This is a genomic window from Stenotrophomonas beteli (assembly GCF_001431665.1).
In the GTDB taxonomy this organism is placed as follows: domain Bacteria; phylum Pseudomonadota; class Gammaproteobacteria; order Xanthomonadales; family Xanthomonadaceae; genus Stenotrophomonas; species Stenotrophomonas beteli.
The window spans coordinates 1-11,041 of sequence record NZ_LLXV01000097.1 but is presented as its reverse complement, the minus strand read 5'-3'; the positions used below and the strand labels follow the sequence as shown (position 1 = coordinate 11,041).

At 68.6% G+C, this 11,041-nt stretch carries 9 protein-coding genes; 2 read left to right on the top strand and 7 right to left on the bottom strand.

The genetic code is table 11. From position 1 onward, the window contains the following. Positions 1 to 71: 71 nt before the first annotated feature. The 7 genes from ARC23_RS19735 to ARC23_RS19705 form a co-directional block, all read right to left on the bottom strand. A complete protein-coding gene (locus ARC23_RS19735) occupies positions 72 to 1,721 on the bottom strand; it encodes an MFS transporter (RefSeq protein WP_057498768.1) in 1,650 nt (549 codons plus the stop codon). Beyond that, complete coding sequence (locus ARC23_RS19730; RefSeq protein ID WP_057498767.1) at positions 1,715 to 2,998, bottom strand: alginate export family protein; 1,284 nt, start codon at positions 2,996 to 2,998, stop codon at positions 1,715 to 1,717. The genes ARC23_RS19735 and ARC23_RS19730 overlap by 7 nt, the downstream gene beginning before the upstream one ends. Next, complete coding sequence (locus tag ARC23_RS19725) at positions 2,977 to 4,824, bottom strand: amidohydrolase (protein ID WP_203226383.1); 1,848 nt, start codon at positions 4,822 to 4,824, stop codon at positions 2,977 to 2,979. The genes ARC23_RS19730 and ARC23_RS19725 overlap by 22 nt, the downstream gene beginning before the upstream one ends. 119 nt (positions 4,825 to 4,943) lie before the next feature. After that, positions 4,944 to 5,369, bottom strand: a complete 426-nt coding sequence (locus ARC23_RS19720; RefSeq protein ID WP_057498765.1) for a DoxX family protein — start codon at positions 5,367 to 5,369, stop codon at positions 4,944 to 4,946. Between the two features lie 2 nt (positions 5,370 to 5,371). After that, entirely contained in the window at positions 5,372 to 6,028 is a 657-nt protein-coding gene (locus tag ARC23_RS19715; RefSeq protein ID WP_057498764.1) for a hydrolase, read from the bottom strand. After that, positions 6,025 to 6,441 carry a helix-turn-helix transcriptional regulator gene (locus ARC23_RS19710; protein WP_238985285.1) on the bottom strand — a complete coding sequence of 139 codons (417 nt, stop codon included), beginning with the start codon at positions 6,439 to 6,441 and terminating at the stop codon, positions 6,025 to 6,027. Before ARC23_RS19710 ends, ARC23_RS19715 begins: the two co-directional genes overlap by 4 nt. A gap of 77 nt (positions 6,442 to 6,518) precedes the next feature. After that, on the bottom strand, positions 6,519 to 6,851 hold the full coding sequence (locus ARC23_RS19705) for a hypothetical protein (protein WP_057498762.1): 333 nt from the start codon (positions 6,849 to 6,851) through the stop codon (positions 6,519 to 6,521). Positions 6,852 to 6,947: 96 nt separating this feature from the next. Here ARC23_RS19705 and ARC23_RS19700 point away from each other — a divergent pair, with 96 nt between their 5' ends. Together ARC23_RS19700 and ARC23_RS19695 are read left to right on the top strand one after the other, a co-directional pair. Continuing rightward, positions 6,948 to 9,977: a sensor histidine kinase gene (locus tag ARC23_RS19700; protein ID WP_057498761.1), complete on the top strand. Its 3,030-nt coding sequence runs from the start codon at positions 6,948 to 6,950 to the stop codon at positions 9,975 to 9,977. After that, positions 9,970 to 10,623, top strand: a complete 654-nt coding sequence (locus ARC23_RS19695) for a response regulator (RefSeq protein ID WP_057498760.1) — start codon at positions 9,970 to 9,972, stop codon at positions 10,621 to 10,623. The genes ARC23_RS19700 and ARC23_RS19695 overlap by 8 nt, the downstream gene beginning before the upstream one ends. Positions 10,624 to 11,041: the final 418 nt, after the last annotated feature.

The following is an 11,041-nucleotide window of genomic DNA, read 5'->3' as shown; positions in this document are numbered from 1 at the left end:
ACAAAAAAGGGGACGGAGGGGATCAAGTCGTTTGTGCACAAACGACTTGATCCCCTCCGTCCCCTTTTTTGTCAGATATCGCTGTGGTGGTGTGGTACCCCGGTCCTCGGCAGCGGATCGTGCCCACCCACGAAGTGACGCACCACCGGCGCGCGTTCGCCACGATGCAGCCCGCGCAGCACTTCCTGGATCGCCTTGTCATCGGCGGTGATGCGTTCGTGCTGGCGCAGGTGTTCCAGCCAGGACGGGGTCACGAAATACTCCAGGTGAATGCCGGGGCTGGCCACGTCCTCGACTACACCCCAGACCACCGCACCATCACGACGGCGAATCGTCCCCAGCGCGCGCATCTGCGCCTGGAATGCGGGCCGATCGCTTGCGTCGATGCGGTACTCGACGGTCACCAGCACCGGACCGCGGTCGTTCGACACCGGCACCGACAGTTCCGGCGCCGGCCAGTGGCCGGCGGGGCGCAGGTTCAGGTCCTCGGTACCGGCAATGCGTACGCGCCACACCAGCAGTCCGCCGATGACCGCACCGGCAGCCGCCACCAGCAATGCCAGCTCGGGCGAGGTGCGTTGCGCCAGCGCGCCCCAGCTCAGGCCACCGGCCGCCATGCCAGCGGAGAACACCATGATGTACAACGCCAGCGCACGCGCACGTACCCAGGCCGGCACCGCAGTCTGCGCGGCGATCTGCAGCGACGACAGCACGGTGATCCAGGCAAAACCGTTGATCAGCATCACCAACGGCAGCACGTACCAGCTGCGGGTCAGCGCCAGGCCGACCAGGCTCAACGCCAGCGACAACGTCGCCAGCAACACCAGCAGGTCACGGTCCAGTCGTGCACGCAGCTTCGGCAGCAGCAACGCGCCGCCGACCGCACCGATACCGATGCAGCCCAGCAGCATGCCGTACTGCCCTGCCCCTCCGTGCATCTGCCCACGCACCACCACCGGCAGCAGGGCGTTCATCGCTGCAGCGAAGAAGAAGAAGCCGACCGACTTGATCAGCACCGCCTGCAGCCGTCCGGCGCGGCTGGCGTAGCGCAGGCCTGCCTTGAGGCCGGCGCCAAAGCCTTCCGGCGGCAGGCTGGACTGCTTCGGGTCGCGCTTCCAGCCCCACACCACGAACAGCATCGCGGCGAAGGTGATGGCGTTGAAGCCGAACGCCCACACTGCACCGAGCTGGGCCACGATCACGCCGCCGATGGCCGGGCCGATCGAACGCGCGATGTTGATGCCGATCGAGTTCAGCGCCACCGCCGAGGCCAGCATCGGCTGCGGCACCAGTTCGGACACGATCGCGGCCTGCGCCGGCATCGCCATTGCCGCACCGCACCCCATGCAGAAGGTCAGCAGCACCAGCAGCTGCGGGGTGAGCATGTCCAGCGCGGTCAACGTCGCCATCACGGCGGCGACCAGCAGCATCCAGCCCTGGGTCGCCAGCAGGTACCTGCGGCGATCGACGATGTCGGCCAGCGTTCCGGCGGCCAGTGCCAGCAGCACGATCGGCACGGTAGTGGCCGACTGCACCAGCGCCACCATCAACGGCGAGCCGGTACGTTCGGCCATCACCCAGGCGGCGGCCACGTCGTTGACCCAGGTGCCGATGTTGCTGGCCAGGATTGCCAGCCAGATCGAACGGAACATCTGGATCTTCAGCGGGGACCAGGCACCTGCGGCCTGTGCGGGGGGTTGCGACGCGGTTGCGTTCACCATTGCCATGCTCCAACGATCGAGGCGAACAGCGTGTCCTGGCCACCGGCCTGCTTCAGCGCAGGACCCGCATCGACCCAGGCCAGCTGCAGCTGCCATTGCCAGTGTTCGCTGGCCTGCCAGCGGGTTTCGGATTTGTACTGAGTGCCGATGCGGCGCGCGCCACCGGCGCTGCCCGGCAACGCCACCAGCGGTGCCGGCGTGGTGTAGACCGCATCGGCGCGACGGTGCTTCCAGGCCATCTGTACGCCCAGCTCCGTCGATACCGCGTCGTGCAGGCGCAGGGTCAGGGTCGGCTGGACGTCCATCAGATTGGCCGGGGCCAGCAGGCTGGCCTCGCTGAAGTAGGCCGATTTCGGGAACAGTGCATTGAAGGTCCCCACGCGGCCGTCATGCAGATTGCCATCGCCACTGGCGATGTCGGCCTTCAGCCCCAACCGCGGCTTCAGTGGCAGGTCCGTCCAGCGCCACCCTGTATCGGTGGCCAGCGTCCAGGCGCGGATATCGAGATCGCCCGAGGCAGTGCGCAGCTCACCGCCCTGCGCCACCAGCTCGCTGTTCCAGTCCAGCGCATCGGCCTGGCCGAACCAGCGCGCGCCCACGGTCTGCCGGCGCTCGATGCCGGAGCCTGCCGCGAAGCGCGCACCTTCGCGGCGATAGTCGAGCAGATACAGATCCCACTGTCCCGCGCCCTGCCCGCGTGCCGTGGTGGCATAGGCACCCCACAGGTGGGCACCGTGCTCGCCATGATCATCGAAGGCACCTGGTCGGTTCTCCACTGGCCGCAGCGCCATCAGGTCCAGCGTGCCGAGGCGGCCCTTCCAGCCCAGGCGCGCACCGTCGAAGGCCAGGCGGATGTTCGGCCCATCGCGCACCGACAACAGCCGCGAGCTTCCGTAGCCGGCTTCCTGCCGACCGAGTTGCAGGTGGAAGCCGCTGCGCTGCCAGCGCCAGTACGCCTGCTGCACATCCAGCGCGCCGCGGTCGGTGCGGCCGGCTCCACCTGCCTTGCCATTCTCAGCATGCACGCCCAGCTGCAACTTTGCCTGCCAGCTGTCCTTCGCATAGGTTGCCGAGGCCAGCGCGCGCAGCAGGCCGTAGCCATCTTCACTGCTGCCGATGCCGAACCGGGCCGGATCGTAGTACAGGCCACGCAGGCGCAGCGCGGCGTCCAGTTGCAGCTGGCCGTTGCCAGCGTCGCTGCAGCGGCCACCCTCGCAGGCCAGCGCCAGCGATGGCGCGGCCAGCAGCGCCAGGCTCAGAACGCGAAGCACGAGCATCCCATCGCGCCCCAGAAGGCGGTCAGGTCATCGGTGGGCGCCGCATGGTGCGCGGCATGGCCGTGAACGCCATGCGTACTGCAGGCCACGCCGTGATGGTGGCGATGGGCGGTGGCCAACCCGGTGGCAGCACCGCCGACATGGTAGCCGCCGAACCGGTTGACCGGCGACCAGTCCGGCATCGCCGGCGGCAGCTGTGGGGCCAGGCCTGCATAGTCACCATCGGCGTGCACGATGCGACCACCAACGACCGTCAGCACGCTGGTGATGTCGGCGATCTGCGCGTCGTCGACCCGGAAGAAGTCAGCGGAGAGCACGATGAAGTCGGCCAGCTGACCAGCCCTCAACGTTCCCTTCACCGCTTCATCGCCGGAGAACCAGGCACTGCCCTGGGTCCACAGGCGCAGCGCCTGTTCGCGCTCCAGCAGATTCTCATCGCCATACAGCGCCAGGCCACCGACGGTACGCCCGGTCACCAGCCACGACAGCGCCACCCACGGGTTGTAGCTGGCCACGCGGGTGGCATCGGTACCGGCACCCACCGGCACCCCCTCGGCCAGCATGCGCTTGACCGGTGGCGTGTGCCGCGCCGCCTGCACGCCATAGCGCTCGACGAAGGCCTCACCCTGGTAGGCCATGCGGTGCTGCACGGCGATGCCACCGCCCAGCGCGCGGATACGCTCGATGTTGCGCGGGGTGATGGTCTCGGCATGGTCGATGAACCAATGCAGCCCATCGAACGGCACCTCGCGGTTGACCTGCTCGTAAACGTCGAGGATACGGCTGATGCTCTCGTCGTAGGTGGCGTGGATACGGAACGGCCAGCGCTTTTCGACCAGCAGCCTGACCACATCGTGCAGCTCCGGCTCCAGCTCCGGCGGCAGCTCCGGGCGCGGCTCATTGAACAGCTCGAAGTCGGCGGCCGAGAACACCAGCATCTCGCCCGCACCGTTGTGGCGCAGCAGGTCATCGCCCTGGCGCGGCTGCAGGATCTCGCTCCAGCCACGGAAGTCATCCACTTCCTTGCCCTTGTTCTGGGTGAACAGGTTGTAGGCGATGCGCACTGTCAGCTGGTCGTCGCGGTGCAGCTGCTCGATGACCTGGTAGTCCTCGGGATAGTTCTGGAAGCCACCTCCGGCGTCGATCACCGAGGTGATGCCCAGGCGGTTCAGTTCGCGCATGAAGTGGCGCGTCGAATTGGCCTGGTATTCGATCGGCAGGCGCGGCCCCTTGGCCAGCGTCGCGTACAGGATCAGCGCATTCGGCTTGGCCAGCAGCAGCCCGGTCGGGTTGCCCAGCGAATCACGCACGATCTGCCCACCCGGCGGATCGGGGGTGTCCTTGCTGTAACCACAGGCCCGCAGCGCGGCGCGGTTGAGCAGCGCGCGGTCATACAGGTGGAGCAGGAACACCGGCGTATCCGGCGCGATGTCGTTGAGTTCCTGCAGGGTGGGCAGGCGCTTTTCGTTGAACTGCGCGGCAGTGAATCCACCCACCACGCGCACCCATTGCGGCGCGGGGGTGCGGTCGACCTGGGCCTTCAGCATCGCCATCGCGTCGGCCAGCGAACGCAGCCCATCCCAGCGCAGTTCGAGGTTGTAGTTCAGGCCGCCGCGGATCAGATGGGTGTGGCTGTCGTTGAGCCCCGGCAGCAGGCGCCGGCCCTGCGCATCGATCAGGGTCGCTTCGTTGCCCCAGTCGCGCATGATCTCCGCGTCGCTGCCGACGGCGACGATACGCCCTTCCTGCACGGCCAGCGCCTGTGCATGCGGCTGCTGCGGATCGAGGGTGGTGATGCGGGCATTACGGATGACCAGCGTGCTCATGCGACGCTCCTTGGAAGTGGAATCGAGTGCGGCGCCGGCGCGGCCCGCCAGGCCCAGCGCCACGGCAGCGCCGCTGGCCAGCACCACGTTGCGACGGCCGTGATCGAGGGGATCGTGACTCATGTGAAATCTCCCGGAAGGCGTTGACCGTCCAGCGCCCAGGCGCCAGGACCGGCCAGCGCGAGGGCCAGCAGTACCGCAGTCCACATCAACGGGTACTCACTGCCGCCGCGCATCCAGAACCAGCCCTTGGGCAGGGCCAACAGGACGGTGAAACCGATGAAGGCAGCCGCCGCAAGCGCGGCGATGCGGGTCTGCCATCCCAGCAGCACGGCCAGTCCGGACAGCACCTGCAGCAACGCCAACAGCAATGGCAACGGTGCCACCGCCGGCAGCCCGAAGCCGCGCAGCTCTGCCGCAAAGCCGGAAAGCCCCGGCCCACCGAACCAGCCGAACAGCTTGCCAAGCGCGTGCGGCAGCAGGAAGCCGCCCGCCGCCACACGCAGCATCAGCAGGGCCAGGTCGAGGCCATGGCCGGCAACCATGCTCAGTGCCCGCCTTCCTGCGCGCCGAACATGCGCTTGGCGTACTGGATGCCGATGCCGTAGCCGCCGGCGTGATCGCGGGCAATGCCGGTGGTCAGGTCGTAGGTCTCACCGCGTGCCCAGTCGCGCTGCAGTTCAAGCAGGTACTGCACGCTGGTCATCGGCACCGCGCCGGCCTGCACCATGCGGGTGATCGCGCGCTCATGCGCCTCTTCGCTGACGTCGCCACAGGCATCGGTGATCACGTAGACCTCGAACCCCTGCGCCAACGCCGACAGCGCCGGACCGACGATGCAGACGCTGGTCCAGAGGCCGGCAAGCACCAGGCGGCGCCTGCCGATGCGGTTGATCTCATCGATCACCGGCTGGTCTTCCCAGGTGTTCATCGAGGTGCGGTCGAACACCGGTTGCCCCGGGAAGATCGCCGGCAGCTCGGGGAACATCGGGCCGGAGAACGAGGCTTCAGCCACGGTGGTCAACACCACTGGAACATTGAAGCCCTTGGCGCCCTTGCCGATCAGTGAGACGTTGTTGCGCAGCGCGGAGATGTCGATGGTGTGGGTGGCAAACGCCATCTGCGACTGGAAATCGATCAGCACCAGGGCGTGGTCGGCCGGCGACAGCAGGGACGGCGCGGGCGTGGTGGTGGCAGGGTTCATGGGTTGACTCCGTTGGGGACATGATCGGTAGGAAGGCGTAACCCCGCATCGCCGGCCAGGTACTGCCCGGGGCTGCAGCCGGTCTCAGCGCGGAAACTGCGTACGAAATGACTCTGGTCGAAGAACCCCAGCTGCTGCGCCAGGGTGCACATCGGCAGCTGCGCAGAGGGCAGCAGCTGACGGGCGCGCTCGATGCGCCGCCGCCGCACGTAGCGGAGCGGACTGGCGCCGGTGCCGCTGCGGAACAGGCGCACCAGATGGAAACGGCTGACGCAGGCCGCTTCGGCCAGCTCGGTCACCCGCAGGGGCTGCGACAAGTGCGCATCGACATAGCGCAACGCACGCTGCAACGCCGCCATCTGATGCGGGGCCAAGGCAACGGCGGGCGAAACCGGTGGAGAAGCGATAGCCATCGGGGATGCCGCGAGGGGGTGGCCCATGGTGCGTGGCGAAGGCCTCAAACCCTACCCCCGTCGGTCGGGGCCGGCACCTACCCGAATGGGGGAGGCCGACGGCCGAGCACGCGGCGCCCGAACCATCGCGCGTCCAGCGAATAGGCACCTGGCCCGAGCAGAAGCAGGGCCAGCGGCAGCAACGCCACGGGCCATGGCATCGCCTGCGCCTGCAGGCCGAGGGTGGCCAGCGCGGCCGCCACCGGGGTCAACACGCCGAGCACCAGCATCGCCACCGCCAGCAGGCACAGCAACGCCAGCCACCCGCCCTGCATTCCAGGCAGGCACAGTGCGGCGGCCAGGCACAACCGCAGCCACAGCAGGCCGAGGCCCGGGCCACGGTCGGGAAACATCACGAACAGGCGCTGCATCGCCGCGCTCCAGGGGGCATGCCGGCGTGATAGCCGATACAGACGCGCCACGCCTACCCCGTTAGGGTCACCCCGGCCTGCCCCGCACCTGCCAGAATGCACCCCATGCGTGGCCGCCCCTTCCCGTTCCTGCGTCGCCTGCCGGCGCTGCTGACGTGCCTGCTGCTGTTGACCGCCCTGCCCGCGCTCGCCGTGCAGCATCCGCTGTCGAGCAGCGGCCTGCCCGGCTACGAGCACACCGCCTGGCGGGTCGGCCAGGGCGCGCCCGGTGACATCTGGGATATCGCCCAGGACCGGGATGGGCTGCTGTGGCTGGCCACCGGTTCGGGCCTGTACCGCTTCGACGGGCGGCGCTTCGAACGGCAGTCGCCCCCCGTGGGTACCCGCTTCCCGTCCACCAACATGGTCACCCTGGCCGTCGGCCGCGATGACACGATGTGGATCGGTTACTTCCAGGCGGGCATCAGCCAGCTCAACCATGGCCAGCTGCACAACTACGGCCGGCCACAGGGCGTGCCGGTTGGCGTGGTGCCACGCTTCAGCCAGGACCGCGATGGCCGCCTGTGGGCAGCGATCAACGGCGGACTGCGATGGTTCGATGGCCAGCGCTGGCAGCCTCTGCCCAGCAGTGCCGGCCTGCCGGAACGCCGCGTGCAATGGGTACTGCACGACAGTCGTGGCATCTTCTGGGTCTTGGCCGACCTCAGGATCTGGATGCGCGGGCCGCAGCAGGCGGCCTTCATCGACACCGGCATCGCGGTCTCGCAGATGGCGACGCTGGCGGAGAGCCCGAGCGGTGAAGTGTGGCTGGCCGACCGCGTCCGCGGCACCTCGCCGCTGGCCAACGCGCAGGGCTTGCTGCCCGAGCGCGAGCGCGAGGCACGACGCCTGCCGGAGCTGGTCGCAGCGCGTCTCCAGTTCACCGACGATGGGGCCCTGTGGGCCACGATGAGCCCGCATGGCGGCGTGGCCCGGGTCACCTTTGAAGACACCCGGGCCGTGCGCATGGAGCGTTTCGATTCGCCTCACGGCCTGACCGCCACCTCGGCCGTGCCGATCATCGCCGACCGCGAAGGCAACCTCTGGGTCGGCACCAACCTGGGCCTCAACCGCTTTCGTGCGCGCAGCGTGCACACCCTGACGGTCGGCCCCAGCGATCCCTACCGCTCGCTGGTGCGCGCCAGTGACGGCCGGGTGTATGGCTACGGCGAGGATCTCAAACCGTACGACCTGCGCCGCGGCCTGCTGCAAGGCGGCGCCGCGCAACTGCAAGCCGCCGCGCGGCAGGCGCCCACACCCATCTGGCAGTTCGACTGGATCAATCTCGCCCGCACCCTCGGCGGGCGCACCACACTGATTCCGCTGCCGGCACCGTTCACCGGGCAACCCCTGCATGCCCTGCTGTTTCCCGATGATGCGCAGGCCTGGGCCTGTACCGGCGAGCGCGGCGTGCTGCACTACCTGGGCGGCCAGTGGCAGCGCGAACAGCGCCTGCCCGAGCAGGCCTGTTCCTCGCTGGGCCTGGATGCCGACGGGCAACTGCTGCTGGGTTATGCCGATGGCGGCCTGCGCCGGATGGGCCCGACGGCCATCGAGACCTTCGGCACCGCACAGGGCCTGTCGGTAGGGCCGGTGACGGCCGTGCTGCAGCACCAGGACCTGCTGCTGGTGGCCGGCGAAGCCGGGCTGGCCGCGCGCGTCGGCGAGGGTCGATTCGTTGCCGTGCGCACCGACATGGCCGGCGTGCTCGAAGGCATCACCGGCATGGTCGCCGATATACGCGGACATCTATGGCTCAACGGCAGTCGCGGCCTGGTGCGACTGCAGAGCGCGCAACTGCGCCGCGCACTGCGGACCGGGCTGCCGGTGACGCCGCGCCTGTTCGACGCCGTTGACGGCATGCCCGGCATCGCGCTGCAGAGCGGGCCGATCTCCACCGCTGTGCTGGCGAGTGACGGCCTGCTGTGGCTGGCCACCAACCAGGGGCTGGCCTGGCTGGATACCACCCGTTCGCACGTCAACACCATGGCCCCCAGCGTGCGCATCGGCGACGTTCTGTACGGCAGCCAACAGCAGCCCTTGCATGACGGCCTGCGGCTGCCGGCCGGCACCAGCCAGCTGCAGATTGATTACGTGGCCCTGTCACTGGCCCGCCCGGAGCGCAACCGCTACCGCTATCGCCTGTCAGGCGTCGATGATGGCTGGCAGGACGCCGGCAGCAGCACACGTGCGTACTACACCAATCTGGTGCCGGGCAATTACCGCTTCGAAGTGGAGGCCGCCAACGAGGACGGCATCTGGAGCACGGCACCGGCACAGCGCAGCTTCCGCATCGCGCCCACCTTCATGCAGACCGTGTGGTTCAAGCTGTTGTGCGCGGCCATCGTGCTGGGGCTGCTGGTGATGGCGGTGCGCATCCGCAGTGGCCAGTTGGCGGCACTGTTCCGCGCGCGGCTGCAGGAGCGCCATGGCGAGCGCGAACGCATCGCCCGCGACCTGCACGACACCCTGCTGCAGGGCAGCCAGGGCCTGATCCTGCGCCTGCACGCGATCAGCCAGTCAGCGCAGACACCCGAGCCGGTGCGCAGCCAACTGGAGTCGGCGATGCAACTGGCCGAACGCAATCTGGCCGAGGGCCGCGAGCGGGTCAATGCACTGCGCGACGGGCCCTTCGCCGGTCGCGACCTGGCCTCGGCGCTGGCCGACGTACACGCCGAGTACGCCGGGCATGGCATCAACCCGCTGCGCTTGACCGTGGAAGGCACGGCGCCACCGCTGCAGGCCGACGCGGCTGAAGAGGTGTTCCTGATCGGCCGGGAGGCCATCCGCAATGCACTGCGCCACGCCAATGCCAGCGCCATCGAAGTAGAACTGTCCTACGGCGCGCGGTGCTTCCTGCTGCACGTGCGCGATGATGGCGTGGGCATCGCCGACGAAAATCCAGGCCATGGCCATTGGGGCCTGCAGGGCATGCGTGAGCGCGCGCAGCGCCTCGGGGCCGAGCTGCAGTTGTGGACCCGCCCCGGGCTGGGGACCGAAGTGGCGCTGGCGGTTCCGGCGCGACGCCTGTATCACCGCCGCGCGCCGCGTTGGCGCTGGCCCTGGAGCAGACCTGAGCATGACTGAAACCCCTTCCCCGATCGGCGTACTGGTGGTTGATGACCATCCGTTGCTGCGTGACGGCCTGGCCGCCTTGTTGGGCGCGCACGCCGACCTGCGCCTGCTGGGTGAAGCCGCCGATGGTGAAGAAGCCGTCGCGCGCTACCAGCAGCTGCAGCCGGATGTGGTGCTGATGGACCTGCAGATGCCACGCCTGGATGGCGTGGAAGCCATCGTGCGGATCCGCGCGATGGACCCGCGCGCGCGCATCATCGTGCTGACCACCTACCGTGGTGACGTACGCGCGGTGCGCGCCCTGCAGGCCGGCGCCAGCGCCTACCTGCTGAAGGACATGCTGCGCCACGAACTGGTCGATACGATCCGGATGGTGGCCGGCGGTCGCCGCGCGCCGATTCCGCCGGCGGTGGCGGCCAGCATCGCCGCGCACGTGGTGGAAGACCGGTTGTCGCCCCGCGAGACCGAAGTGCTGCGGCACGTGGCCGGCGGGTTGTCGAACAAGCGCATCGGCGAGCGCATGCAGATCTCCGAGCAGACGGTGAAGGCGCACATGAAGAGCCTGATGGACAAGCTGGGCGTCGGTGATCGCACGCATGCGGTAACCCAGGCGCTGCGGCGCGGCATCATCAGCCTGGACGACAGCGGTCACGATTAGGCGGTTGTTCGGCAGGGCCTGCAGCCCTGCACCCGCAGTAGTGCCGGCCGCTGGCCGGCACCCTCAGCAGCAAGATCAAAAGCGGGCTCTCCGTGGGATGGCGCGGCGGTGTCGGAGTGCGGGGACGCTGCAAGTACGTCCCTGTAAGCTTGGCAGCCGCATCCATGCGGCTGACACCCCGCACTCCGGCACCGCCCCACCTCTGACAGATTCCGATGGCGGTTGGTAGGTGTCGACCTTGGTCGACACTTCTGTCAGATATCGAAATCAATCAGGGGTCAGATCCGTTTTCCTCCGGAAAACGGATCTGACCCCAAGAGCCGTTCCAACAGACCGCAGGAACCTGTCGAAGGCGGGGTGGGTCCGGTTGCGGGGGCGTGAGCGCCATGGATGGCGCGACCGAGCCTCCATGGGGGGA